This is a genomic window from Rhodococcus sp. GA1 (assembly GCF_024321955.1).
GTDB lineage: Bacteria > Actinomycetota > Actinomycetes > Mycobacteriales > Mycobacteriaceae > Rhodococcus > Rhodococcus pyridinivorans.
In genome coordinates, this window is record NZ_CP097186.1 from 1,731,310 (window position 1) to 1,755,441 (window position 24,132).

Genomic DNA, 24,132 nt, shown 5'->3' on the forward strand with positions numbered 1-24,132 from the left:
ACGCACGTGCAGGTCGAGCGGATCGGAACGGGCCGGATCGCCACGAGGACCGAGCGCGGCGACCGCATGTTCGCGGTGATGGTCGAGCGGTCGTGCGCCGCGATCCGCGATCTCGACAGTCTCACCGTCGTGTCCGAGAGCATCGGACGCCGCGATCGGTCGGTAGGGTGCTCGGGATACACCGCATCACGCGAGAAGAACGGAGATCCATCCGATGTCCCGCACCACCCTGCCCCGTGAGGCGATCGAACTCGCTGAGGCGACACCGGGTTTCATGCCCCAGGACGAGGGAACCGCACTGCACGAGGCTGCGGTGCAGTATCTCGGTGACGGCGTCGGCATCGAGATCGGCACCTACTGCGGCCGCTCGACCGTGTATCTCGGCGCTGCGGCCAAGGCGACCGGCGGCACCATCGTCACCGTCGACCACCACCACGGTTCGGAGGAGCATCAGCCCGGCTGGGAGTACCACGATCCGTCGCTGGTCGACCCGCACACCGGCCGCCTCGACACGGTCGGCGCGCTGCGGCACACCCTCGCCGACGGCGACCTCGAATCGCACGTCGTCGCGGTGGTCGGCAATTCTCCTGTGGTGGCGTCGTTCTGGCGCACCCCCGCCTCGTTCGTGTTCATCGACGGCGGACACAGCAGCGAGGCGGCCCGGGCGGACTACGACGGCTGGGCGAGATGGGTGCGCATCGGCGGCGCCCTGATCATCCACGACGTCTTCCCCGACCCGAAGGACGGCGGCCGGCCTCCGTACGAGATCTACTGTCTCGCACTGGAGAGCGGGGAGTTCGTCGAGAAGTCGGTGACGTCCTCGCTGCGGGTTCTCCAACGCACCGCCGGCACGGTCGGATCACGGCCCGGCAGCTGAACTACCGGACGAGCACCGGGCAACGCTCGGTGCAGCGGTCGGCGCCCACCTGGTCGGCGGGTGCCGCCGCATCCCGGAAGATCGCGTTTCCTCCCGTCGTGCGCGAGAGCGCGTCGGCGGCGAGGATCACCGCTGCGCTGGTCCAGGAACTGACCTCCACCGGCCAGCGCTTGCCGTCGGCGTAGACCAGACCGGTCCAGTACGAACCGTCCGGGTCGCGCAGATGCTGCATGGCCGCGAACAATTCGCGGGCACGCCCGGCGTGTCCGAGTGCGTCGAGCGCCAGGACCAGTTCGCACGTCTCGGCTCCGGTGACCCACGGACGATGGTCGACGCACCGGATCCCGAGACCGTCGACGACGAAATCCGACCAGCGTTCGCGGATCCGTTCGTGCGCATCGGTGCCGCGCACCGCTCCCCCGAGGATCGGGTAGTACCAGTCCATCGAGTACTCGGGCTTGGGCGTGAACGCCTCGGGATGCCGACGCAGAGCGTGGCCGAGACGGATCAGCGCGACCTCCCATTCGGGTTGCGCCTCACCGATCAGATAGGCGATCCGCAGACCGCACCACAGGCTCTGGTGGATACTCGAACAGCCTGTGAGCAGCGCTTCGTCGAACATCCCGCCGTCGCCTCGCGCCCAGGAGATCTGGCCGCCCGGCAACTGCATGTCGACCACGAGGTCGAGCGCTGCCCGCACCGTCGGCCACATGTGCTCGACGAACCCGCGATCACCCGTCACGAGATGGTGGTGCCATACGCCAACGGCGATGTAGGCCGTGAAATTGCTGTCGGTGTCGTGGTTCTCGACGATGTCGCCCCGGAACTGGATGGGCCACGACCCGTCGGCGCGCTGCGTCCGCCGTGACCACTCGAAGGCGGCGTCTGCCTCTTCGCGTAAACCGATGACGGTCAACGCCATCGCGGATTCGATGTGATCCCACGGGTCGATGTGCCCACCGGGGAACCACGGGACGGCGCCCGAGGGCTCCTGCATCCGCGCGATGGCCCGGCCCGTCGCCAGGCTCTGTTCCGGCGACAGCACACCCGGCACCGACGGCACCGTCACGCGCGCGGATTCACCGCGCCGCACCGGCGTTTCCCGGCTTCTCGAGGTAGAACACGACACTCTTCCCGATGACGGGATCGAGGATCTTCTCGGCCGTGCGAGTGATCCACGGGGCCTTCATAAGATCCCAGACCAGCAGCCGGTGGTACGCCTTCGTCAGCGGATTGTCGTCGTTGTCGACGCCGACGGCGCACTTGAGCCACCAGTACGGTGCGTGCAGTGCGTGGGCGTGGTCGGTGCCCGAGACCGTCAGACCGGCTGAGGCGAGTTTCGCGGCGAGTTCGTCGGCCTTGTAGATGCGGATGTGCCCGCCCTCCACCTCGTGGTAGGCGTCCGACAGGGCCCAGCAGATCTTTTCCGGCAGCCAGCGCGGCACGGTCACGGCCGCGACACCACCGGGTTTGAGGACCCGGACGAGTTCGGCGATGGCCCGCTCGTCCTCCGGCACGTGCTCGAGCACCTCGGAGATGAGCACGAGATCGAAGGTCGCGTCGTCGTACGGCAGCGCGAGCGCGTCGCCGACCTCGGCCCGGGCCAGCGCACCCTCGGGGACCTCGCCTTCGAGTTCCATCGCGACGAACATGTCGGCGACGGCCTTCATGTCGTCGGCGTTCTGGTCGAAGGCGACGACATCCGCGCCGCGGCGGTACAGCTCGAAGGAGTGGCGCCCCGCGCCGGCCCCGATGTCGAGAGCGCGTATCCCCGGTACGACGCCCAGGCGGTCGAAGTCGACGGTCAGCATCCGTTCTTCCCCTCTCGATGCGCGGCGATCGCCTTGTCGTAGATCGCGGCGGTCTGCGCGGCCACGGCCGCCCAGCTGTAGCGTTCGAGCACACGCTCGCGGCCCTTCGTGCCGAGACGCCGACGCTCGGCCGGGTCGTCGAACAGGCCCGCGAGCCCTGCTGCAAGCTGTTCGGCGTCGCCCGGAGGCACCAGCCGACCGGCGTCCCCGACGACCTCGGGGATGGCCCCGGCGCGGCTCGCGACGAGCGGTGTTCCGCACGACATCGCCTCGATGGCCGGCAGCGAGAATCCCTCGTACAGCGACGGCACCGCCGCGATCTCGGCGGAGGCGAGCAGGTCGGCGAGTTCGGTGTCGTCGATCCCGGAGACGGTGCGCACGACGTCGCCGATCGCGAGTTCGTCGATGAGCTTCTCGGTGGCGCCGCCCGGGGCGAGCTTCGAGACGAGGACCAGTTCGATCTCGCGTTCGGTGCGCAGCTTCGCGACCGCCTCGAGCAGGGTGGGAACACCCTTGAGCGGGGCGTCGGCGCTCGCGACGCAGACGATCCGACCGGGAACTCGCTCGTCCTTCCGCGGCGCGAACACCTCCGTGTTCACGCCGAGCGGGATCGTGTGGATGCGTTCGGATTCGATCCCGAAGGCGGTGCGGATGTCGTCGGCCGAGTTCTCCGACACCGTGAGCAGCGTGGGAATCTGCTGGGCCACCTTCTCCTGCATGCGCAGGAATCCGTACCAGCGCCGGAGCGTGACCTTACGGCTGAGGGTGGTCGCGGAGGCGAGATCGAGTTCGCGGTCGCGGGTGATCGGATGGTGGATCGTCGCGACGAGAGGAAGGTCCTCGGCGATGCGCAGCAAGCCGGACGCGAGCGACTGGTTGTCGTGCACGACGTCGAAGTCGCCGAGGCGGTCGCGCAGCAGTCGTGCGGCGCGCAGACCGAAGGTGCGTGGTTCGGGGAAACCGGCGGTCCACATGGTGGCGACCTCGAGGACGTCGATCCAGTCGCGGTATTCACCCAGCTTCGGGGTGCGGAACGGATCGTCGTCGCGGTAGAGATCGAGACTGGGCACCTTCGTGAGCGTCACGCCGGGGTCGAGCTCGGGGTACGGCTGCCCGGAGAACACCTCGACGGTGTGCCCCTGGGCGACGAGTTCGCGACTGAGATGGCGGACGTAGACCCCCTGACCCCCACAATGCGGCTTGCTCCGGTACGACAACAGAGCTACGCGCACATTCCACCTCGGGGTTCGCTCGGAGGGCCAGGTCACTCGGACAGATGTCCACTAGTTGTGTAGGGCACACACTAGAACATGTTTTGTGTCCTCACGATAGCGAGCCGGACCGCACCCGGTGCGGATCGGCGGTACGAGTGGGACCACGACGCAGACACCGGACCGCGAACAGGTGACGACGACGAAGCCCCGGTATCGATGTGATGCCGGGGCTTCGCCTGGAGCGACCCTGACGGGACTCGAACCCGCGACCTCCGCCGTGACAGGGCGGCGCGCTAACCAACTGCGCCACAGGGCCATGAGGAACCGGAGTTCCCACAGCTCGACCCACCGCAACCGGTGGGTCGAAGATATGAAATTGATGGTTGTTCGCCGGACAACCGTGGTGGCCAGGGCCGGGATCGAACCGGCGACCTTCCGCTTTTCAGGCGGACGCTCGTACCAACTGAGCTACCTGGCCGGACGGCACCCGAACCGAATGCCGATCGAAACTCTGGAGCGACCCTGACGGGACTCGAACCCGCGACCTCCGCCGTGACAGGGCGGCGCGCTAACCAACTGCGCCACAGGGCCATATATATTCACTTCTCACACCAAGATACTGCACACTTCGACGAGGTCGAAGCGTACCCCCTACGGGATTCGAACCCGCGCTACCGCCTTGAAAGGGCGGCGTCCTAGGCCGCTAGACGAAGGGGGCCCGATCGGATTTCTCCGAACCGCACCCTCAACGGGTTTGGCGTTCCGTTGGGAGCTTGGACAGCTTATGCCACGGCATTCGCGAATCACAAATCAGCAGGTCAAGTGGCTGATTCGTCGTTGTTGGGCCTGCTCGGCCAACCCTTCTCCCGCCACTGCGCGAGCCACTGCTCCGATGCCATCGCCTCGAGCGGCACCTCCACGCAGGCCTCGAAACGGGCGCGGACGTCGGTCTCCGGCGACGTGAGGTCGGCGAGATAGCGTTGACCGGCGAGTGACGACGCGATGGCCTCGACGAAACGCTGGAGGTCGACATCGGGCCGGAACAGGCCCTTCTCCTGCGCTTCGCGCGCCAGCTGGTAGCCGGCCCGCCCCCACAGGACGCTGCCGCGCAGCCTGACCTCCTCCGCGAACTCGGGTTCGGTGACCAGACGGAACTCCGCGGCGATGACCACGTCGTCGTGCAGAGCCGCACCGAGATCACCGACGAGACCGTGCAGCCGCTCGAAGGGGTCGAGATCGGGGACGTCCATCCACCTGCCGACGATGGCACGGTAGTGCTCGAGTCCTTCGTCGAGCACCGCCCGGGCCAGATCCTCCTTGGACGCGAAGTGAAAGTACATCGCACCCTTGGTGGCGTTCGACTGCTCGAGGATGGCGTTGATCGATGCTGCGGCGAAACCTCGCCGCGCGAATTCGGTGGCTGCCGATCGGACGATCGCAGCCCGCGTACGACGCGCACGCTCCTGTTGACGAGGCATGGGGAAATTCGGCCTTCCACGTTCCTGTGTTCCCCCACGAGACAACTCTAGTCTGCCCCCTCACAACCCCGCTTCCAGGCCGTGTTCCACCGGGTGAAATGTGAAACTCCACCCCCGACACCCGGGTTTCCACAGAACACACCGAGTGGTACGCTTTGTCCGGCTCGGGTGCGGAGCAGGGGGTGGGCACCCGAGCCTCTTTCCATTCGTCACGGGTGGCGTCCGCACCGCCGGATGTCCGATATCATCGATCGCGCAGCGTGGCTCACCCTGTGATGTGGTCACCGGACCATGCGGTCTGATCACTGCGGTGTGGTTACACTGTGCGCCCATGCCCCTATAGCTCAGTTGGTAGAGCTACGGACTTTTAATCCGCAGGTCGTAGGTTCGAGCCCTACTGGGGGCACCGGCAACGCCGGCGTCGTACACGACGCCGGCGTTCGTCGTTCCGGAACGTCCCACGGTCCTTCGTCGGAGTCCGGGTCCTTCGTCAGAGACGGTGGGAGCCGGGCGGGACGTCGTCGGTGTTCCGGCCGAGTTCCTTCTCCGCCTCACGGCGCGCCTCGAGGCGCTCCTGCTCGATCCGGCGCTGCTCGAGATCCGTGCGGGCCTGCTTCAGATCACGTCCGCGCTTGCGGTAGCGGGTGAGCGCGACGACGAAGATCACCGCGAACAGAGCTCCGACGATCGCGCCGATCAGCGTGGCGCCGCGGAAGCCGGGCGCGTCCACGTCGAGGATCCGCTCCCCCGCGTGCGCACCGTTCCCCGTACCCAGCACGACCGCCAGGGTCATGAGGTTCGGCAGGGCGACCACCAGCGCGAGCACGCCGAAGGTGATCTGCAGCCCGCGGCTGTACCGCCAGTTGCGGACCTGCCAGATCCACGCGAGCAGCGCGATGGGGATCGCCGTGCACAGGATGCCGAAGAGCAGACCCCACAGCACTCCGCGCGCGAAGCCGCCCTCGGCGAGGTTTGCGATCCGCTGCGCCCACCAGCGAGGAACGAACGCCGCCAGGGTGTAGTAGGCGATGACGAGCACGATCAGCGCCACGACCACGGCGATGGTCTTCTTCGCCCACGGCGGCAAGCCTTTCCGCGAACCGGTCTCGTCGACATTCATGTCCGTCATTTCGAACCTTCCTGGCCGATCGGTCCATGTGCACCTTCCGTGCGCATCTCACCCTACGGACCACCGCATTCGGAGCAGTGCATTCGGGCAGGTCTCTTCGCACTGCGAATTTCACCCGGTGCGGTTGCCCGTCTTTGTATACGGTGAGCCGCAGGGGTAATCGAATGTTCATCGTCCGGGGAGGAACATGCGCAGTTTCGTGGACCTGGGCCTGTTCCTGGCCGCCGTCGCTCTGGGAATCGGGTCGGTGTTGCCGGTGGTCGGCGGAATACGACCCACCGAGATTCCCCTGTCGGCGCTGCGCGACGGTTTCCCCGAGGGCGATCTCGCCGGTGTCGCGGTCCCGGGTCTACCGCTGTACGAGTCCCTCGCGGTACCGCTGGTCGTGGCCGCGATCCTGCTCCTCGCTGCCGCACTGTTCGACTCGGTGGCCGTCGGCTGGGCCGGGACGCTGATCGGTGTCGCGACGGCCGCGGTGTTCTGGACGCGTCTGTTCCAGACCCACGGCGAGTACGTCGAACTCAACCGCAGTACGACCCTGACCAATCAGAACGGGACAGTGCTCCTGCTCAGCGGCACGCTCGTCGCACTGCTGTGTTGCCTGATCGCGTTGCGCCGTTCGCCGACGAGCGCCGCCTCGCTCGACTGACGCCTCCCGCTGCAACGGGCTTCGTCCCGATACCCTCTCGGCACCGGGTGGCCACTTCGGGGCACCCACGAGCCAAGGCAGGAACGATGGCAAGTCTCGACGATCTGATGTCCCGCATTCCCGTCGACCAGGTGGCGCAGCGACTCGGTGTCGACAACGCGACGGCGGAGACGGCCGTCCGCGCCGCACTCCCCACCCTCGTCGGTGGTCTCGACGCCAACGCCCAGAATCCGACCGGGGCGGCCTCGCTGCTCTCCGCGCTGGGCAAGCACTCCGAGTCGAACCTGGCCGAAGGTCAGGTCGACGTCGACGGGATCGACACCGAGGACGGCGACAGGATCGTCTCCAATGTCTTCGGCGACAAGAAGGATCAGGTGATCTCGACCCTCGGTTCCGTGAACGGCGCCGGTGGGAACGATCTGATCGCCAAGGTCCTGCCGATCATCGCCCCCATCGTGCTGTCCTATCTCGCCAAGCAGATCGGTGGCGGTGCGGGAACGAACACCGCGAGCGCTCCGCAGGGCGGAGGTCTCGCCGATCTCCTCGGGGGTCTGCTGAAGAACGCCGGTGGTGGATCGGTCGGCTCCGGCGGTGGGATCGGCGACGTCCTCGGCAGCGTGCTCGGCGGCAGTTCGGGTGGTGGACTCGGCGGTCTCCTCGGGGGACTTCTCGGTGGAGGCAAGCGCTGAAACCCTCCGGAACCGCACGTTCCGCTCGTCCGTGTGATACGGCACGAGCGGGACGGTACTGTCCTCGAGCCGCTCGGACCTGTACCGTGATCCGGGCGAATGTGGGGGGGCCACCGGTGCACCGCGTGCCGCGGCGACGAACGGCCGGGCTCCCCTCCTCCGTAGGCCGGCGGAATACACGGACACGATGTGAGGGGTAGAAGAGTATGACGCGAGTCCTGACTCAACTGGAGCTGCTGCGAGAGTTGGAGCCTGTGGCCGAGGCGAACCTCAACCGGCATCTCTCGATGGCGAAGGACTGGCACCCCCACGACTACGTGCCGTGGGACGAGGGCCGGAACTTCGCCGCGATGGGCGGTGTCGACTGGGAACCCGAGCAGTCGAAGCTCGACGAGGTCGCCAAGGCTGCCATGATCACCAACCTCCTCACCGAGGACAACCTGCCCTCCTACCACCGGGAGATCGCCGAGAGCTTCTCGCGCGACGGCGCCTGGGGCACCTGGGTCGGCCGGTGGACCGCGGAGGAGAACCGCCACGGCATCGTCATGCGCGACTACCTGGTCGTCACGCGCGGTGTCGATCCCGTCGCACTCGAGAACGCCCGCATGGAGCACATGACGAACGGCTTCGCGTCCCCCAACTCGACTGGCATGCTCCACTCCGTCGCCTACGTGACCTTCCAGGAGCTCGCGACCCGCGTGTCGCACCGCAACACCGGTCGTGCCTGCGACGACTCGATCGCCGACAAGATGCTCCAGCGCATCGCCGCCGACGAGAACCTGCACATGATCTTCTACCGGAACATCTGCGACGCGGCGATCGACATCGCTCCGGCCCAGACGCTCGCCGCGATCGTCGAGGTGCTCGAGAACTTCCAGATGCCGGGTGCCGGCATGCCGAACTTCCGTCGCAACGGTGTGTTGATGGCCAAGCACGGCATCTACGACCTGCGTCAGCACCTCGACGACGTCGTGATGCCGGTGCTGCGCAAGTGGAGGATCTTCGAGCGAGGTCTCGGCAGCGAGGCGCAGCAGGATCTCGACAAGCTCGGCAACTTCCTCGACGAACTGGAACGTCAGGCGGGGCGGTTCGAGGAGATGCGCGATCGCTCCCTCGCCCGCGAGGCTGCCAAGCGCGAGAAGGTGGGCGCGCACGCCTGAGTCCGGATGCACACAGCCGCCCGAGTCCGGATGCACACAGCCGCCCGAGTCCGGCGGAGGTTATCCTGTGCCCGGTGCCGTTTTCGGTGCCGGGCACAGTCGTTTCCGCGGCCCATCACTGACGGGCACGCTATTTCTTTGTCACACAACGTTTTCCAGAGGTACCCATGTCTTCCCTCCGTATCGGCCCGCTCGAACTGAACAGCCCGGTCGTGCTGGCGCCGATGGCGGGAGTGACGAATGTCGCATTCCGCACGCTGTGCCGCGAACTCGAACTCGAACGGGCCGGCAGCACGTCGGGCCTGTACGTCTGCGAGATGGTCACCGCCCGCGCCCTCGTCGAGCGGCACCCGGTCACCATGCACATGACGACCTTCGGCCCCACCGAGACGCCGCGGTCGCTGCAGCTCTACACCGTCGATCCCGGCACGACCTACGCGGCGGCGAAGATGATCGTCGACGAGAACCTCGCCGACCACATCGACATGAACTTCGGATGCCCGGTCCCGAAGGTGACCCGCAAGGGCGGAGGGTCGGCCCTCCCTTACAAACGCCGGTTGTTCGGGCAGATCGTCGCGGCCGCCGTCCGCGCGACCGAGGGCACCGACATCCCGGTCACGGTCAAGTTCCGCATCGGGATCGACGACGAGCACCACACACATCTCGACGCCGGTCGCATCGCGGCCGCCGAGGGTGCCGCGGCCGTTGCCCTCCACGCCCGGACCGCTGCGCAGCGGTACTCCGGAGCGGCCGACTGGGACGAAATCGCGCGGCTGAAGGAGCACGTCACCGACGTGCCCGTGCTCGGCAACGGCGACATCTTCGACGCCTCCGACGCCGAGAAGATGATGGCGCAGACCGGTTGCGACGGCGTCGTCGTCGGTCGCGGTTGCCTCGGACGTCCGTGGTTGTTCGCCGAACTGAGCGCCGCGCTCGGCGGTCGCCCGATCCCCACCCCGCCGAATCTCGGTGAGGTGACGCAGATCATGCGGCGGCACGCCGAACTGCTCGCCGATCACCACGGCGAGGATCGCGGTCTGCGCGACATGCGCAAGCACATCGCCTGGTATCTGCGTGGTTTCCCTGCGGGTTCGGAGATCCGCAACGGCCTCGCCCGCGTGTCGACGCTCGCCGAACTCGACGACCTGCTGGGCAAACTCGACCACGACGTACCCTTCCCCGCCGATGCCGAAGGCCCGCGGGGACGTCAGGGCTCCCCGAGCAGCGTCGCTCTGCCCGACGGCTGGCTCGACGATCCCGAGGACACCTGCGTGCCCGAGGGCGCCGACATGATGCACTCGGGCGGGTAACCCGTCCCGGCATGTAGTCCCGGACGATAGACGGATCGACCGGTGGATGTCGTGCGACACAGCCGCGTCACCGTCACATGAAACAGACGATCAGTATCATTGCGGAGTCCTCGCGACGGTCGCCGGTGAGCGATCACGTGGACGACGACGGATCCGAGGCGGTGCGACCGCGGAAAGAGCAGGTATCGGTGGACGAGGAGCACGAGACAGGATCCCCGGATCCTCGCGCTCCCTGGGAACGGCCGATCGCCGACAGCAGCTACCGCGAATCCCGCTCGTCCCGCCGCAGCCGCTCGGGTGGGGTGCACCGCTCCGACGACACCGATCCCGATTCGCGTCGCCACGAGAGTGCACGCAACCGCCGGGCCGCGGACTCGGACGATCCGGAGCAGCTCACGGTCGCCGAACTGCTCGACAAGATGGGACGACGATCCGATCCGTCCCCCCGGTCGGATCCGCCCCCGGCCGATCCGCCGCACACGTCCACCTCGTCGTTGCCCCCGGCCCGTCCCCGCGACCCGGAATCCGCCCGGCACGTCGCGACCGAGGACGATGCCGGTCGAGCGGAACTCCCGCGCAGGACGCCGCCTCCGGCTGCGCCGCCGACTCCGTCGGGACCTCCCAGCCCTCCGGTGCCGCCGGCTTCTTCGGGACCGCCGACCACGGTCGCCCCCCCGGTGCAGCCCGGTGCTCCCCGGGTGCCCCCGGGACCGTCCCGGCCCCGGCCGCCGGAGAAGCCCGCCCCGCCGCACATCCAGGCTCCCGATCGGATGGCGGGCCTCCCGTCCGTTCCGCCCCCGGTACCGACTCCCCCGACCTCGGCGCAGCCCCCTCGAGCAGTGCCTCCCGCGGACTCGCGCCCGGTGCCTCCCGCGGACTCGCGCCCGGTGCCTCCCGCGGACTCGCGCCCGGTGCCTCCCGCCGGGTCGCCGCAGACCGTCAGACCGCCGCAGACGCCTCCTCGACAGCAACCGCCGATCGCGGACGAACAGCCGACCGTCAAGATCGATGCGGTGTCCCCCGAGGGCGCTGCGACGCCCGCCGAGGACGAGAACGACGACCGGACGACGGACGAGAAGGCGCACGGCTCCGCTCGGCCCCGCACGGTGGGCAACGCGACTCTCGGCCGGCTCGCGCAGAGCAAACAGCGCAAGCGGAAGCGTCTGAGGTTCGCGGCGAAAGCGGCGGTGGCGTTCGTCTCGGTCCTCGCGCTCCTCTGTAACGGTGCGGTGTGGGGATACGTCCGGTCCACGGAGGCCGGCTTCTCCCAGATCGCCGCGCTGGACACCGAGTCGGAGGACATCGTCGACCCGGTCGGTCAGACCGGCGACGAGACCTATCTGATCATCGGCACCGACACCCGCGCCGGTGCGAGCGGTGAGATCGGCGCCGGGACGGCCGACGACGCCGAGGGCGCTCGTGCCGACACCGTCATCCTCGTCAACATCCCCGCCGATCGCAGCCGCGTGGTCGCGGTGTCGTTCCCCCGCGATCTGGACGTCGATCGACCGGTCTGTCGCGGATGGGACAGTACGACCGGCGAATACGATTCCGAGCTCTATCCGGCCGCCGAAGGCGACAAGCTCAACGCGACCTACGCCCTCGGCGGACCGAAGTGCCTGGTCAAGGTGATCCAGAAGATGTCCGGATTGAGGATCGGCCATTTCGTGGGCATCGACTTCGCCGGCTTCGAATCGATGGTCGACGAGATCGGCGGCGTCGAGGTGTGCACCTCCATACCGTTGTACGACAACGAACTCGGTCCCCTGATCGAGACTCCCGGCACCCACACACTCGACGGCAAGCGGGCACTCGACTACGTCCGCGCCCGCAAGATCGACCAGGAGGGCAACAGCGACTACGGCCGGATCAGCCGGCAGCAGAAGTTCCTGTCGTCGCTGCTGCGCTCGACGTTGTCGAACAAGGTGCTGTTCGATCCCGTGAAGCTCAACGGCTTCATCAGCGCCTTCACCCGCGCGACCTTCGTCGAGAACGTCAACGCCGAGTCGCTCGTCAAACTCGGGCGTTCGATGCAGAACGTCGAGGCGGGTGCGGTGTCCTTCCTGACCATCCCCACGGCCGGTACCAACGACTGGGGCAACGAGATCCCGCGCACGGACGACATCAAGGCGATCTTCACCGCGATCATCGACGATCTCCCTCTGCCGGGTGAGAAGCGGGGGGAGGACCCGACGGAGGTCGCGTCCGCTCCCCCGGCCGAACCGCTGCCCGCCCAGCTCGCTGTCGATCCGTCGACGGTGTCGGTGCAGGTCTCGAACGCGTCGGGTCTGTCCGGGCTGGCGGCCGGCACCGCCGAGGAGGTCGCCGCCTACGGCTTTCCGGTCTACTCGATCGGTAACTATGCCTCCGGGACGAGCAAGCAGACCGTGATCCGCTTCAGCGAAGGACAGGAGACCGACGCTGCGACGGTGGCCTCGGCCTTCCCCGGTGCGGTGCTGCAGGAGGCTCCGCCCTCGGCCCAGCTGGGCAGCATCGTGGAGATCGTCCTGGGTACCAGCTTCGACGGCACCGTCGTCGCTCCCACCCCCGCGGGCACGACGCTCGCCCCGATGCAGATCCGGACCCGGTCGGAGTCGTCGGTCGAGCTCCCCGCCGATCTCGCGATCACCAACGCCGCCGACGATCTGTGCACGTAGACACCACTGTTCGGCCGTCGACGTTCACCTCTGGTTCATCCGACGCTCGCCGTTCGGACCGCTCGAGGTCGTAGGCTGTGCCACTATGCGCGTCGTCTACAACGAACAGATGGGCGAACTCGGCGATCTCCTCGGGGAGATGGCCGGGCTCGCCGGGACCGCGATGGAGCGGTCCACCAGAGCTCTTCTCGAAGCCGATCTCGCTCTCGCCGAGCAGGTGATCGACGAGCACGAGAAGATCACCGAACTCGTCACGATCTGCGAGGAGAAGGCGTTCCAGCTGCTCGCCCTGCAGGGTCCGGTCGCCGGCGATCTGCGTGCCGTCGTCAGCGGCATCCAGATCGTGGCCGACATCGACCGCATGGGTGCGCTCGCACTGCACATCGCGAAGGCGACCCGCCGACGTCATCCCAAGCACGTGCTCCCCGACGAGGTGAAGGGCTACTTCGCCGAGATGGGACGGATCGCGGTCGCCCTCGGTGCCGCCACACGGGAGATTCTCGAGACCCGTGATCCCGCCCGGGCCGCCCGCCTCCACCACGAGGACGAGGCGATGGACGATCTGCACCGACACCTTTTCACCGTGCTCATGGACCGCGAATGGGCGCACGGCGTCGCAGCCGCCGTCGACGTCGCCCTGCTCGGCCGCTTCTACGAGCGGTTCGCCGATCACGCCGTCGAGGTGGGCCGCCGCGTCATCTTCCTCGTGACCGGCAAGCTCCCCACCGAGGAGGAGATCCGTCAGCTCGTGGAGAAGGTGGACAGTCTGACCGTCTACCCGGAGCACCACCGAGCGCAGAACCCCTGAGCCCACGACTGTCGAGTGCAGTAAGCACACGAACGACGAGACCCCGACCGGACGGATCCGGTCGGGGTCTCGTGTAGGTAGTGGCGGCTCAGCCGAAGCGGCCGGAGATGTAGTCCTCGGTGGCCTTCTTGCTCGGGTTCGAGAAGATCTTCTCGGTGTCGTCGATCTCCACCAGACCACCCGGGCGGCCGGTCGCCTCGAGGTTGAAGAAGGCCGTCTGGTCGCTCACGCGCGCGGCCTGCTGCATGTTGTGCGTGACGATGACGATGGTGAAGTCCTTCTTCAGCTCACCGATCAGGTCCTCGATGGCCAGCGTCGAGATGGGGTCGAGGGCCGAGCACGGCTCGTCCATGAGCAGCACGTCGGGCTGGACCGCGATGGCGCGGGCGATGCACAGACGCTGCTGCTGACCACCGGAGAGGCCACCGCCCGGCTTGTCGAGACGGTCCTTGACCTCGTTCCACAGGTTGGCGCCGCGCAGCGACTTCTCGGCGATCTCGTCGAGGGTCTTCCGGTCGCGCACACCCTGCAGCTTGAGGCCGGCGACGACGTTGTCGCGGATCGACATCGTGGGGAACGGGTTGGGACGCTGGAAGACCATGCCGATCGTCTTGCGCACACCGACCGGGTCGACGTTCTGATCGTAGATGTCCTCGCCGTCGAGGAGGATGGATCCCTCGACACGGGCGCCGGGCGTCACCTCGTGCATGCGGTTGATCGACCGGAGCACGGTGGACTTGCCGCAACCGGACGGGCCGATGAAGGCGGTGACGTTCCGCGGCGGCACGGACAGCGTCACGTCGGCCACGGCGTGGAACTTGCCGTAGTAGATGTTGACGTCCTTGAGATCCAGACGCTTAGCCATTACCGGCTCCCTACTGGTGTATCGATGTGAGAAGAGGTCTGTGGGTTACTTCTTGCCGACCTGCGAGTACCGGCTGATCAACTTGGCCGCGATGTTGAGGACCGCGATGACCAGGATCAGGGTGAGCGCGGCGCCCCAGATGCGCTGCGAACCGGCGTCGGTCGGGTTGTTCATCTCGGCGACCATGACGCCCGGGAGGGTGCCTTGCTCACCGCCGAACAGGTCGAGATTGATGAAGGGCGCGTAGCCGACGAGGATCAGCAGCGGCGCCGTCTCGCCCATGACGCGGGCCAGGGCGAGCATGATGCCGGTGATGATGCCGGCGAGCGAGGTGGGCAGCACGATGCGCGCGATGGTCTTCCACTTGGGGACACCGAGGGCGTAGGACGCTTCGCGCAGGTCCTGCGGGACGATGCGCAGCATCTCCTCGGTGCTGCGCACGACCACCGGCACCATGAGCAGAACGAGCGCGAGCGACACCGCGAAGCCCGACTTGGGCATCCCGAAGGTCGACACCCACAGTGCGTAGATGAACAGTGCCGCGACGATCGATGGGACACCGCTGAGGATGTCGACCATGAACGTCGTGATCCGGCCGAGCCGCGACCGGCCGGCGTACTCGACGAGGTAGATCGCAACGAAGACGCCGAGCGGGATGGAGATGATCGCGCAGACGAGTCCCTGCAGGAGGGTGCCGACGAGGGCGTGGTAGATGCCGCCGCCCATCGACGAGGACGTCAGTCCGCTCAGCGAGTGCGTGAACCAGGTCGGCGAGGTCAGGGCCGGCAGGCCCTTGGCGACTACGGTGAACAGCACCCAGGCCAGGGGAATCAGCGCGACGACGACCGACAGCGTGACGAGCACGGTGGCTGCGGTGTCCTTGATGCGGCGACGCCCGCTGACCCGCTGGAAGGCCGGAGGCTTGACCGGCGAGGAGAGCGCGGTGGTCGACGTGGTGGTGGTCGACATGGATCAGTCCTTCTTTCCTGCGACGATCATGCGCGCGGCGGCGTTGACCACGAAGGTGAGCACGAAGAGCACGAGACCGGCGGCGATGTAGGCGCCCGCCTGGATGTCGTTGTTGAATTCGGCGTATCCCAGCGCAATCTTGGACGCGATGGTCGCGCCGCCGTCGAACAGCGACCAGGAGAACGCCTGCGAGGTGGTGCGCAGGATGAGGTACAGCGCCATCGTCTCGCCGAGCGCGCGGCCGAGACCGAGCATCGAACCGCTGATGTAGCCGGACTTGCCGAACGGGATGACGGTGGTCCGCACGACCTCCCAGCGGGTCGCGCCGAGTGCGAGCGCGCCCTCGATGTGGGCCGTCGGGGTCTGCACGAACACCTCGCGGCTCACCGCGGCGATGGTCGGCAGGATCATCACGGCGAGGACGATGCCGGCGGTGAAGATCGTTCCGCCGCCCACGATGGACCCGCTGCCGGTGGCGAAGAGCGGGAACCAGGCGAGGGTGGTATTGAGCCATTCCGCGACGGGGCGCAGGAACGGGGCGAGGACGAGCATGCCCCACAGGCCGTAGACGATCGACGGGACCGCGGCGAGCAGGTCGATGACATACGCCAGCGGTTTCCGGAGCCGGTCGGGGCAGTACGAGGTGAGGAAGATCGCGATGCCCAGCGCGACCGGCATGGCGAGGAACAGCGCGAAGAAGGAGACGAGCACCGTCACCTGGAACAGGTCGAGGACACCGAACGCCATGTCGGTGATGTCCTGCGTGATCCAGTCACGGCTGGTGAGGAAGTTGACCTGGTTGCGCTGCAGCGCCGGGACGGCACGCCAGACGAGGAAGACTGCGATCGCGCCGATGATCACGGAGATCAGGACGGCGGAGCCGGAGGCGAGCGAGCCGAAGATTCTGTCTCCCGGCCGCACGACTGTCTTGCGTGCCCTGTCCGGGGATGGGGGTGGGGTGCTGATCGTGTCCTCCGTGATGCCGGTTGCACCGCCCGTTCCTGAGCGGGTCGGTTCGTCGGTCGCGGTAGAGACCGACGTGTTGTGCGCGTCACTCATGTGCGCTCGCAATCCTTCTCAGCGTATTCCTCAGGAACGGGCGGGTCGATGATCCCTCGGTTACTCACCGGACCGAGGGATCGGCGGGTCATCCGGCGGCGATGGCGTCGATCGACTCGGTGAGGCGGGTCTTGAAGGCGTCGGGCAGCGGGACGTAGCCCTGCTCGGACAGGCCTTCCTGGCCCTCGTTGGCGGCGGAGATCAGGAACGACTTGACGGCCGCGGCGGTGTCGGCGTCGTAGCCGGCCGAGCACACGATCTCGTAGGTGGCCAGCACCAGCGGGTAGGCACCCTCTTCGGAGCTGCCGAAGATCGACGACAGGTCGAGCGTGAGGTCGCCCTCGGAGGCCGGGACGAACTCGGCGCCCTCGATGGCCTTGCCGGCGGTCTCCTCGGTCAGTTCGACGGGTCCGGAGCCGTTGTCGATCTGCGCGATGCTCAAACCGTTCTGGTCGGCGAAGGACTTCTCGACGTAGGTGATGGAGTTCGGCGAGCCGGAGACGGCCTGCGCGACACCCGCAGAACCCTTCGCGCCCTCACCGACACCGCCGGTGAAGTCCGAACCGGCACCGGAGGTCCATGCGCCGTTCGACGCGGTCTCGAGGTACTGCTGGAAGTTGTCGGTGGTGCCCGACGAGTCCGAGCGCACGATCGGGGTGATGTTCGCGTCGGGCAGCTCAGCGCCCTCGTTGAGAGCGGCGATGGCCGGATCGTTCCACGTGGTGATCGAGCCGTTGAAGATCTTCGCGGCCGTCTCGGCGTTCAGCACGAGCTCGTCGACACCCTCGACGTTGTAGGCCAGTGCGACCGGGCCGAAGACCAGCGGCAGGTTCCATGCGGGATTGCCGGCGCAACGCTCGGCGGCCTGTGCCGCCTGCTCGTCCTTGATGGCCGAGTCCGAGCCGGCGAAATCGATCTGGTTCGCGATGAACTGCGTGCGGCCGTCACCGGAACCGGTGGGGTTGTACGCGACGTTGACGTTCGTGCCCTTCTCGGAGCACACCGCGATGTAGGTGGAGACGAACTGGTCCATCGCGTTCTTCTGGGCCGACGAGCCGGCACCCGAGAGGTTGGACTTGCCGTCGCAGGCTGCAGCGGACGCGGACGCATCGACGTCGACCGACCCGGCATTGTTGTCGGTACCGCACGCGGCGAGCGTGAGGGCTCCAGCGGCCACAACACCGAGCAGGGCGCCATTGCGCTTGAGGTTCACCTGTTCTCCTCCGGAAGTAACTTCACACGACCGCGGCGCCGAGCGGCGGCGGCATCGAGGCGCGGGCGACGCCGGCGCCGGGTCTGCGGCACTCGACCCGCTAGTGAAGTTAGGAGGAGACGGTGGACACTCGGACTACCGAAGGTTAACGCCGGATGAACACGCCGGATACACCTGGCGATGGTGTTACGACCATCACTCGAATCCTGACCGCGATCGGCGTGTCGGGTGGCAGAGTCCACCCTTCACGCCGTTCGTCCACCCGATCGGAGAGGGTCACGCCCGGGCGTAGGCGACGTCCACGTGGAACCGCTCGAAGCCGAGTTTGCCGTAGGTGTTCAACGCCGCGGTGTTGTCGCCCTCGACGTAGAGCAGGACACCGGGCAGACCCCGATCGCGCAGATAGTGCAGACCCGCGAGGGTGAGCAGGCGACCGAGCCCTCTGCCCTGCGCGGACGAGTCGATACCCACGACGTAGACCTCGCCGAGCTGCGGGTCGGACGCCGTGGCCGGGTGCACCTTGGTCCAGTGGAATCCGAGCAGCTTGTCGGGCTCGGCGGGATCGAACGCGAGGAACAGGCCTTCGGGATCGAACCACGACTCGCGTCGGCGTTCCTCCACGTCGGCGGCCGTCCAACGCCCCTGCTCGGGATGCCACTCGAAGGCCGCCGCGTTGACGCGGAGCAGTTCGGCGTCGTCCTGCGGGCCGCCGTAGGTGCGCAGCAGCACCGAGTCGGGCACCTCGAGGGCGGGAAGATCGTCCTGCTCGAGGGATCGACGCAACTGCAGGAGTTCGCGGACACCGGTCAGACCGAGACGGCGCGCCACCGCCTGCGCGGCGGGCAGGTCGCCGTGTGCCCACACGCGGGTGCCGTCGCCGCCCTCGGTGAGTGCACGCTCGACGAGTTCGCGGCCGAGTCCGTGCCCGCGCTGCGGCGGGTCGACGACCACCTCTGCCATCGCCGGATGACCGTCCTGGGCAGGCACGACGTTCGCGTAGCCCGCGACCTCACCGTCCTCTCCGAACGCGACGAGATGCCGGGCCGCGCCCTCCCGTCCGAGGGAGTGCACCGCCTGTTCGGAGATCGGCGCGGTGCCGTCGGTCTGCGTCGCCCGCGACACCACGGCGCGTACGGCTTCGGCGTGGTCGGTGGACGGGTGGTCGACGAATTCCGTATCGGTGCTCACGGAACGAATTGTGCCCCGGACTCCCCTGCGCCCGAGTCACCCGCGCCGGATTCCTCCGCACGGGGGTCGTCGAGAAGCGTGTCGTCCACATCGTCGTCGTCGACATCGGGAGTGGCATTGCCACCCTTGCCCACGCGGTTGGAGGGACGCACCGCCTTGTAGCCGACGTTGCGGACCGTTCCGATCAGCGCTTCGTGCTCGGGGCCGAGTTTCGCTCGCAGACGTCGGACGTGGACGTCGACGGTGCGGGTACCACCGAAGAAGTCGTAACCCCAGACCTCCTGCAGCAGCTGGGCGCGGGTGAACACCCGACCCGCGTGCTGGGCGAGGTACTTGAGGAGTTCGAACTCCTTGTAGGTGAGGTCGAGGGGACGTCCGCGCAGGCGGGCGGTGTAGGTGCCCTCGTCGATCGTGAGTTCCCCGAGAGTGATCTTGCCGGTGTTCTCCGGTCCCACCGCGACACCCGAGCGGCCCATGAGCAGGCGCAGGCGCGCGTCGAGCTCGGCCGGTCCGGTGCTGGACAGCAGGATGTCGTCGAGTCCCCATTCGGGGTTGACGGCCACGAGTCCGCCTTCGGTGAGCACGGCGACGACGGGCAATGCCGACCCGGTGCTGCCGAGCAGTCGGCACAGTCCTCGCGCGGCCGCGAGATCGGAGCGGGCATCGACGATGGCGACATCCGCCGAACCCGCCTCGAGCAGCGACGAAACTTCTGTAGGAGCCGGCCTGACCGAATGCGGGAGCAGCGCCAAGGACGGCAGGACCGCATCCGGATTCGGGTCGGAGGTCAGAAGGAGCAGCTCCACCGGGCCTCCAGTTCTTCGCGCGACCAGCGCGGATAGGTGTCGTAAACGTCGTGCAACAGACTAACGCCCCGATTGTTACCGCTATGTAAGCACGAGAATTCCGTGGACGGCCTCGGAACGGACGGGCGCGGCCCGACCGACGGCGCGTCCGACACAATGGTGGGCGTGCGCAAACTGATCTTCGGTCTCGTAGTCCTGCTCGGACTCGCAGTCCTCGCCGACTTCGGCGCGGCGGCGTGGTCGGAATACCGCGTCTCGCGTGCGCTGCGGGAGGGTGGCGTTCTCGAATCCGATCCGGCGGTGACCATCCACGGCTTCCCCTTCCTCATCCAGGCCCGCGACGGTCACTACGAGAACGTCGAGATCGTGGCCGACAACGTCCACACCGATCTGCTCGGGGACATCACGGTCGAGGCCAATCTGATCGGTGCGCACGCCGAGGCCGGTGAGCTGCTCGACGGGTCGATCCGGTCGGTGCCCGTCGACCTGCTGTACGGCCGCGTCATGCTCGACGCCACCGAGCTCGGACAGCTCTACGGCATCCCCGACCTGCAGGTTTCCGCTCCCCCGGCGAGCAAGTCCGACGGGACGGGCGGATCCGGCGGGTCCGGTCCGACGACCGCCGGCGGGGTCGTCCTCACGGGGACGGTGCCGGTCGGACCGGTGGAGGCGACGGTGAGTGTCCAGGCCGATCTGGTGCTCGACGGCGACCGCGTCCACATCGTCGCGTCGGATCTCTACTTCGGCCCCGAGGGACGCGCCGACTTCTCGGTTCCCGACGTCCTGAAGCCGGCGGTGCTCGGACTGTTCACGACGACGATCGAGCCGCAGAATCTGCCGTTCGGCGTGCGGCCCACCTTCGTCGAGGCGCGGGGCTCCCGGATCGTCATCGAGGGCGAGGCCCGCGACGTCGTCATCGATCTGCAGGAAGTGCAGACGCCCGCATGATCGCAGTAATCGTCCTCGTGGTCGTGATAGTCGCCACACTGGCGGTGGGAACGGCCCTGCGCACCCGTTCCGGCAAGCTCCGCACCACCGGCGCCGGCGCCTCGGCGGGCACCCACGAACTCCATCCCGCGCTGGCCACAGCGGGTGTCGGTGACGGCGTACCGGTGATCCTGCATTTCTCCGCGCCGTGGTGCGGACCGTGCGCGGCCGTGCGACGGGTCGTCGTGCAGGTTCTCGACCGCGATCCCGGTCGGGCACGCGAGGTCGAGCTGGATCTCGACGAAAATCCGGTCCTGGCACGGAAACTCGGGGTGCTGTCGCTGCCCACTACCTTCGTCTTCGACGGCGAGGGGCGCGAACGGTTCCGCGCGTCCGGCGTTCCGTCCGTCGACGACCTGCGCACAGCCCTGTCGTCGTTGTGATCCCGGGGGTCCACCCCCGAGGGGACGTGCGTTAAACTCCCTCGCGTGCAGAACCGCCACGAGCTGATGCTCACCCGACGCCGCGCAGTCGATCTGTGCCGCCTCGGTGGCTGTTGTTGTCCCTGCTGAACGCATCGACGAGCTGGCCCCGATCCTTGCGGCACCGATGCCGCCGAACCGATGCGTCGCCCCGCGGTCGTATGAATACCCTCCGCCCAGCGAATCAGAATCCAGCAGGAGATTCCCCATGCCCGTATCCACTCCCCGCACGTCCGGTAGGCAGGTCGACGTCCGTGGCCCGCGTTTCGCGGCGTGGATCACCACCGGCGTCCTCGTCCTCGCCCTGGTCGTCGCCACCTTCTCTCCCGTCGCAGCGGCCGTGATCCTGGCCCTGCAGACGATCGTGTTCGCTCTCGGAGCGGCACTCGGCCCGCGACGCAGCCCGTACGGTGCGCTGTTCGCGAGGCTCGTCGCTCCCCGCCTCGGTGCTCCGATCGAGACCGAGCCGGTGGAGCCGCTGCGGTTCGCGCAGCTCGTCGGATTCGTCTTCGCCCTCGTCGGAACGGTCGCGTTCTTCGCCGGCGCCATCGTCGTGGGCTCGGTGGCCGCAGGCTTCGCGCTGTTCGCGGCGCTGCTCAACGCCGCCTTCGGCGTGTGTCTCGGCTGCCGGATCCACCCGCTGGTCGCTCGAATGCGTCGCGTGCCCGCCTGACCGGCGGTCACCGAACTCGACATCCCACACCTCACCCTGGCACGGACCCTCGCACGGGTTCCGGTCACGGAAACCTCCCGGATTCTCTCACCGAAAGGAACACCCATGGCTCGCTCCGACGTCCTGGTCTCCGCCGACTGGGCAGAGCAGAACCTCACTGCGCCGAAGACCGTCTTCGTCGAGGTCGACGAGGACACCTCCGCCTACGACGGCGGCCACGTCGAAGGTGCCGTCAAGCTCGACTGGCGCAAGGACCTGCAGGACGCCGTCCGTCGCGACTTCCTGAACCGTGAGCAGTTCTCCGAGCTCCTCTCACGCAAGGGCATCGCCAACGACGACACGGTCGTGCTCTACGGCGGCAACAACAACTGGTTCGCCGCCTACGCCTACTGGTACTTCAAGCTCTACGGCCACCAGGACGTCAAGCTCATCGACGGCGGCCGCAAGAAGTGGGAGCTCGACGGCCGTCCGCTGTCGAAGGACGAGGTCACCCGCCCGGCCACCGAGTACAAGGCCGCCGAGCCCGACTACTCCATCCGCGCCTTCCGCGACGAGGTCATCGACTCGATCGGCACCAAGAACATCGTCGACGTGCGTTCGCCCGACGAGTTCTCCGGCAAGATCCTCGCCCCGGCGCACCTGCCGCAGGAGCAGGCGCAGCAGCGCGGCCACGTCCCCGGCGCCATCAACATCCCGTGGAGCACCACCGCCAACGAGGACGGCACCTTCAAGTCCGACGAGGACCTCGAGAAGCTGTACGCCGAGAAGGGCTTCGACGACAGCAAGGAGACCATCGCCTACTGCCGTATCGGTGAGCGCTCGAGCCACACCTGGTTCGTGCTCCAGGAGATCCTCGGCAAGAAGAACGTCAAGAACTACGACGGCAGCTGGGTCGAGTACGGCTCGCTCGTCGGTGCACCCATCGAACTGGAGGTCAACTGATCATGTGCGGCGCCCCTGTCCAGACCCAGACCCTGCCCGCCGGCGTGGACACCGAGAAGGAGACGGTCATCACCGGCCGTGTCCTGAACGCCGACGGCGAGCCCGTGGGCGGTGCGTTCGTGCGCCTGCTCGACGGCACCGACGAGTTCACCGCCGAGGTCGTCGCCTCGGCGACCGGCGACTTCCGTTTTTTCGCCGCCCCCGGCGACTGGAAGATCCGCGCCCTGTCGAGCTCCGGCAACGGCACCTCCACCGTGAGCCCCACCGCTCCCGGCGTGCACAACGTGGACGTGACGGTCGCCAAGTAATCCGGCCGGAACACCCCGACGAAGGGCTCTGCTCCACCAGGAGCGGAGCCCTTCGTCGTACCGGAAAAGGGGTTGTCTAGAATGACCGCGTGGTCATCTTCTTCGAAATCCTGCTGGTCGCCGCGGCGCTCCTCATCACCTGGTTCGCGCTGTACACCATCTACCGCGTGGTCTCCGACGGATCGTGACGAACGACGGATCGGACGCCCAGCGGCGTAGCGGCGACGAGGCGATCGCCCGGGCCGCCGAGCGCGCTCGCGCCACCGCCGAGCTGAACCTTCCCGTCCTGGCCGGGCTGCCGGGCGCCGAGGACACCGCGAACCTGCGGCTCGGCCCCGACCTGAGCCCTGCCCTGCTCGCCGTCCTTCCCTTGGTCGGTGTGTGGCGCGGCGAGGGTGAAGCCAACGATCCCGAGACCGGCGACTATCCGTTCGGTCAGCAGATCACCGTCGCGCACAACGGCGGCGCGTATCTGGTGTGGGAGTCGCGCACGTGGCGTCTCGACGACTCGGGTGAATACGTGGGCGAGGATCGGCGCGAGAGCGGCTTCTGGCGCGTGTCCGGAACGGGCGCGCCCGACAGCGACGATCCCGAGACGCTCGAACTGCTGCTGACGCACAGCTCCGGCGTCGTCGAGCTGTACTACGGCACCGCACTCACCCAGTCCTCGTGGGAGCTCGCGACCGACGTCGTGATCCGCACCAAGTCCGGTGAGGTCGTCGGTGGCGCCAAGCGCCTCTACGGCATCGTCGACGGCGGCGACCTCGCCTACGTCGAGGAGCGCGTCACCGCCGACGGCGAACTGAAGCCCCGGATGTCCGCCCGCCTGTCACGCCACATCGGCTGACCAGGCCTCTTTCTTCCGAGACTCGAACGGTCCGGGTCTGTTCCCCTGTGAGGGAACAGACCCGGACCGTT

At 67.7% G+C, this 24,132-nt stretch carries 26 protein-coding genes and 5 tRNA genes; 16 read left to right on the forward strand and 15 right to left on the reverse strand.

Annotation, left to right across the window (positions count from 1 at the left end; all coding sequences use genetic code 11):
* The first annotated feature begins 6 nt into the window (after positions 1-6).
* Together M3330_RS08090 and M3330_RS08095 are read left to right on the forward strand one after the other, a co-directional pair.
* Positions 7-240, forward strand: a complete 234-nt coding sequence (locus M3330_RS08090) for a hypothetical protein (protein ID WP_064061892.1) — start codon at positions 7-9, stop codon at positions 238-240.
* Positions 215-877, forward strand: a complete 663-nt coding sequence (locus M3330_RS08095; RefSeq protein WP_247848543.1) for a class I SAM-dependent methyltransferase — start codon at positions 215-217, stop codon at positions 875-877. Before M3330_RS08090 ends, M3330_RS08095 begins: the two co-directional genes overlap by 26 nt.
* 1 nt (position 878) lies before the next feature.
* Here the strand turns inward: M3330_RS08095 and M3330_RS08100 are convergent, their stop codons facing one another.
* The 8 genes from M3330_RS08100 to M3330_RS08135 form a co-directional block, all read right to left on the reverse strand.
* Positions 879-1,970: a prenyltransferase gene (locus M3330_RS08100; RefSeq protein ID WP_255028353.1), complete on the reverse strand. Its 1,092-nt coding sequence runs from the start codon at positions 1,968-1,970 to the stop codon at positions 879-881.
* A complete protein-coding gene (locus tag M3330_RS08105; RefSeq protein ID WP_024103028.1) occupies positions 1,957-2,688 on the reverse strand; it encodes a class I SAM-dependent methyltransferase in 732 nt (243 codons plus the stop codon). Before M3330_RS08105 ends, M3330_RS08100 begins: the two co-directional genes overlap by 14 nt.
* Entirely contained in the window at positions 2,682-3,920 is a 1,239-nt protein-coding gene (locus M3330_RS08110) for a glycosyltransferase family 4 protein (RefSeq protein ID WP_024103027.1), read from the reverse strand. The genes M3330_RS08105 and M3330_RS08110 overlap by 7 nt, the downstream gene beginning before the upstream one ends.
* Before the next feature lie 224 nt (positions 3,921-4,144).
* A tRNA-Asp gene (locus M3330_RS08115) sits at positions 4,145-4,218 on the reverse strand.
* 85 nt (positions 4,219-4,303) lie between these two features.
* A tRNA-Phe gene (locus M3330_RS08120) sits at positions 4,304-4,380 on the reverse strand.
* A gap of 39 nt (positions 4,381-4,419) precedes the next feature.
* Positions 4,420-4,493 (reverse strand) — tRNA-Asp (locus M3330_RS08125).
* 54 nt (positions 4,494-4,547) lie between these two features.
* Positions 4,548-4,620: transfer RNA gene (locus M3330_RS08130), tRNA-Glu, on the reverse strand.
* A 100-nt stretch (positions 4,621-4,720) separates the two neighbouring features.
* A complete protein-coding gene (locus M3330_RS08135) occupies positions 4,721-5,380 on the reverse strand; it encodes a TetR/AcrR family transcriptional regulator (RefSeq protein WP_006551782.1) in 660 nt (219 codons plus the stop codon).
* A gap of 333 nt (positions 5,381-5,713) precedes the next feature.
* Between M3330_RS08135 and M3330_RS08140 the strand changes: the two genes are divergently transcribed.
* Positions 5,714-5,786, forward strand: a tRNA-Lys gene (locus tag M3330_RS08140).
* 84 nt (positions 5,787-5,870) lie between these two features.
* On the opposite strand, the gene M3330_RS08145 is transcribed toward M3330_RS08140, so the two are convergent.
* Positions 5,871-6,509: a hypothetical protein gene (locus tag M3330_RS08145; protein WP_024103026.1), complete on the reverse strand. Its 639-nt coding sequence runs from the start codon at positions 6,507-6,509 to the stop codon at positions 5,871-5,873.
* Positions 6,510-6,696: 187 nt separating this feature from the next.
* On the opposite strand from M3330_RS08145, the gene M3330_RS08150 reads away from it, so the two are divergent.
* The 6 genes from M3330_RS08150 (at position 6,697) to phoU (ending at position 13,782) form a co-directional block, all read left to right on the forward strand.
* The gene (locus tag M3330_RS08150; protein ID WP_006551784.1) at positions 6,697-7,158 is read left to right on the forward strand and encodes a hypothetical protein; all 462 of its coding nucleotides are present in this window, start codon (positions 6,697-6,699) and stop codon (positions 7,156-7,158) included.
* 86 nt (positions 7,159-7,244) lie between these two features.
* Positions 7,245-7,847, forward strand: a complete 603-nt coding sequence (locus tag M3330_RS08155) for a DUF937 domain-containing protein (RefSeq protein ID WP_019290016.1) — start codon at positions 7,245-7,247, stop codon at positions 7,845-7,847.
* A 206-nt stretch (positions 7,848-8,053) separates the two neighbouring features.
* Positions 8,054-9,007, forward strand: a complete 954-nt coding sequence (locus M3330_RS08160; protein ID WP_006551786.1) for an acyl-ACP desaturase — start codon at positions 8,054-8,056, stop codon at positions 9,005-9,007.
* A gap of 167 nt (positions 9,008-9,174) precedes the next feature.
* On the forward strand, positions 9,175-10,317 hold the full coding sequence (dusB, locus tag M3330_RS08165) for a tRNA dihydrouridine synthase DusB (protein ID WP_024103024.1): 1,143 nt from the start codon (positions 9,175-9,177) through the stop codon (positions 10,315-10,317).
* A gap of 770 nt (positions 10,318-11,087) precedes the next feature.
* A complete protein-coding gene (locus M3330_RS08170; protein WP_255028863.1) occupies positions 11,088-12,974 on the forward strand; it encodes an LCP family protein in 1,887 nt (628 codons plus the stop codon).
* An 85-nt stretch (positions 12,975-13,059) separates the two neighbouring features.
* Positions 13,060-13,782: a phosphate signaling complex protein PhoU gene (gene phoU, locus M3330_RS08175; protein ID WP_006551790.1), complete on the forward strand. Its 723-nt coding sequence runs from the start codon at positions 13,060-13,062 to the stop codon at positions 13,780-13,782.
* Between the two features lie 88 nt (positions 13,783-13,870).
* Here phoU and pstB read toward each other — a convergent pair whose 3' ends face one another.
* The 6 genes from pstB to M3330_RS08205 all read right to left on the reverse strand — a co-directional run bounded on the left by pstB (position 13,871) and on the right by M3330_RS08205 (position 19,882).
* Entirely contained in the window at positions 13,871-14,647 is a 777-nt protein-coding gene (gene pstB / locus M3330_RS08180) for a phosphate ABC transporter ATP-binding protein PstB (protein ID WP_006551791.1), read from the reverse strand.
* Between the two features lie 45 nt (positions 14,648-14,692).
* Positions 14,693-15,616: a phosphate ABC transporter permease PstA gene (pstA, locus tag M3330_RS08185; RefSeq protein WP_006551792.1), complete on the reverse strand. Its 924-nt coding sequence runs from the start codon at positions 15,614-15,616 to the stop codon at positions 14,693-14,695.
* 3 nt (positions 15,617-15,619) lie between these two features.
* Complete coding sequence (gene pstC / locus M3330_RS08190) at positions 15,620-16,675, reverse strand: phosphate ABC transporter permease subunit PstC (RefSeq protein WP_033096963.1); 1,056 nt, start codon at positions 16,673-16,675, stop codon at positions 15,620-15,622.
* Between the two features lie 88 nt (positions 16,676-16,763).
* Positions 16,764-17,888 carry a phosphate ABC transporter substrate-binding protein PstS gene (gene pstS, locus M3330_RS08195; protein ID WP_006551794.1) on the reverse strand — a complete coding sequence of 375 codons (1,125 nt, stop codon included), beginning with the start codon at positions 17,886-17,888 and terminating at the stop codon, positions 16,764-16,766.
* A 276-nt stretch (positions 17,889-18,164) separates the two neighbouring features.
* Positions 18,165-19,076, reverse strand: a complete 912-nt coding sequence (gene mshD, locus M3330_RS08200) for a mycothiol synthase (RefSeq protein WP_033096825.1) — start codon at positions 19,074-19,076, stop codon at positions 18,165-18,167.
* Positions 19,073-19,882, reverse strand: coding sequence for a response regulator transcription factor (locus M3330_RS08205; protein WP_033096826.1), 810 nt, complete (start codon positions 19,880-19,882; stop codon positions 19,073-19,075). The genes mshD and M3330_RS08205 overlap by 4 nt, the downstream gene beginning before the upstream one ends.
* A 165-nt stretch (positions 19,883-20,047) precedes the next feature.
* On the opposite strand from M3330_RS08205, the gene M3330_RS08210 reads away from it, so the two are divergent.
* The 7 genes from M3330_RS08210 to M3330_RS08235 all read left to right on the forward strand — a co-directional run bounded on the left by M3330_RS08210 (position 20,048) and on the right by M3330_RS08235 (position 24,061).
* Positions 20,048-20,830 (forward strand): LmeA family phospholipid-binding protein, encoded by a 783-nt coding sequence (locus M3330_RS08210; RefSeq protein WP_219129928.1) that lies wholly within the window; start codon positions 20,048-20,050, stop codon positions 20,828-20,830.
* Entirely contained in the window at positions 20,827-21,252 is a 426-nt protein-coding gene (locus tag M3330_RS08215; protein WP_033096827.1) for a co-chaperone YbbN, read from the forward strand. Before M3330_RS08210 ends, M3330_RS08215 begins: the two co-directional genes overlap by 4 nt.
* A gap of 66 nt (positions 21,253-21,318) precedes the next feature.
* A complete protein-coding gene (locus M3330_RS24470) occupies positions 21,319-21,381 on the forward strand; it encodes a putative leader peptide (protein ID WP_350247722.1) in 63 nt (20 codons plus the stop codon).
* A 118-nt stretch (positions 21,382-21,499) separates the two neighbouring features.
* On the forward strand, positions 21,500-21,964 hold the full coding sequence (locus M3330_RS08220) for a DUF4395 domain-containing protein (protein ID WP_006551799.1): 465 nt from the start codon (positions 21,500-21,502) through the stop codon (positions 21,962-21,964).
* Positions 21,965-22,069: 105 nt separating this feature from the next.
* Positions 22,070-22,906, forward strand: a complete 837-nt coding sequence (locus tag M3330_RS08225; protein WP_006551800.1) for a sulfurtransferase — start codon at positions 22,070-22,072, stop codon at positions 22,904-22,906.
* A gap of 2 nt (positions 22,907-22,908) precedes the next feature.
* Positions 22,909-23,214, forward strand: coding sequence for a DUF1416 domain-containing protein (locus tag M3330_RS08230; RefSeq protein WP_006551801.1), 306 nt, complete (start codon positions 22,909-22,911; stop codon positions 23,212-23,214).
* 184 nt (positions 23,215-23,398) lie between these two features.
* Positions 23,399-24,061, forward strand: coding sequence for an FABP family protein (locus M3330_RS08235; RefSeq protein ID WP_006551803.1), 663 nt, complete (start codon positions 23,399-23,401; stop codon positions 24,059-24,061).
* Positions 24,062-24,132 lie beyond the last annotated feature (71 nt).

Coding starts and splice junctions, on each gene's coding strand:
- M3330_RS08215 (WP_033096827.1), top strand. CDS start 20,827: ATGATCGCAGTAATCGTCCTCGTGGTCGTGATAGTCGCCACACTGGCG.
- pstB (WP_006551791.1), bottom strand. CDS start 14,647: ATGGCTAAGCGTCTGGATCTCAAGGACGTCAACATCTACTACGGCAAG.
- M3330_RS08230 (WP_006551801.1), top strand. CDS start 22,909: ATGTGCGGCGCCCCTGTCCAGACCCAGACCCTGCCCGCCGGCGTGGAC.
- M3330_RS08105 (WP_024103028.1), bottom strand. CDS start 2,688: ATGCTGACCGTCGACTTCGACCGCCTGGGCGTCGTACCGGGGATACGC.
- M3330_RS08095 (WP_247848543.1), top strand. CDS start 215: ATGTCCCGCACCACCCTGCCCCGTGAGGCGATCGAACTCGCTGAGGCG.
- dusB (WP_024103024.1), top strand. CDS start 9,175: ATGTCTTCCCTCCGTATCGGCCCGCTCGAACTGAACAGCCCGGTCGTG.
- M3330_RS08145 (WP_024103026.1), bottom strand. CDS start 6,509: ATGACGGACATGAATGTCGACGAGACCGGTTCGCGGAAAGGCTTGCCG.
- M3330_RS08150 (WP_006551784.1), top strand. CDS start 6,697: ATGCGCAGTTTCGTGGACCTGGGCCTGTTCCTGGCCGCCGTCGCTCTG.
- phoU (WP_006551790.1), top strand. CDS start 13,060: ATGCGCGTCGTCTACAACGAACAGATGGGCGAACTCGGCGATCTCCTC.
- M3330_RS08135 (WP_006551782.1), bottom strand. CDS start 5,380: ATGCCTCGTCAACAGGAGCGTGCGCGTCGTACGCGGGCTGCGATCGTC.
- M3330_RS08160 (WP_006551786.1), top strand. CDS start 8,054: ATGACGCGAGTCCTGACTCAACTGGAGCTGCTGCGAGAGTTGGAGCCT.
- M3330_RS08225 (WP_006551800.1), top strand. CDS start 22,070: ATGGCTCGCTCCGACGTCCTGGTCTCCGCCGACTGGGCAGAGCAGAAC.
- pstC (WP_033096963.1), bottom strand. CDS start 16,675: ATGAGTGACGCGCACAACACGTCGGTCTCTACCGCGACCGACGAACCG.
- pstA (WP_006551792.1), bottom strand. CDS start 15,616: ATGTCGACCACCACCACGTCGACCACCGCGCTCTCCTCGCCGGTCAAG.
- M3330_RS08220 (WP_006551799.1), top strand. CDS start 21,500: ATGCCCGTATCCACTCCCCGCACGTCCGGTAGGCAGGTCGACGTCCGT.
- M3330_RS08170 (WP_255028863.1), top strand. CDS start 11,088: ATGGCGGGCCTCCCGTCCGTTCCGCCCCCGGTACCGACTCCCCCGACC.
- M3330_RS08155 (WP_019290016.1), top strand. CDS start 7,245: ATGGCAAGTCTCGACGATCTGATGTCCCGCATTCCCGTCGACCAGGTG.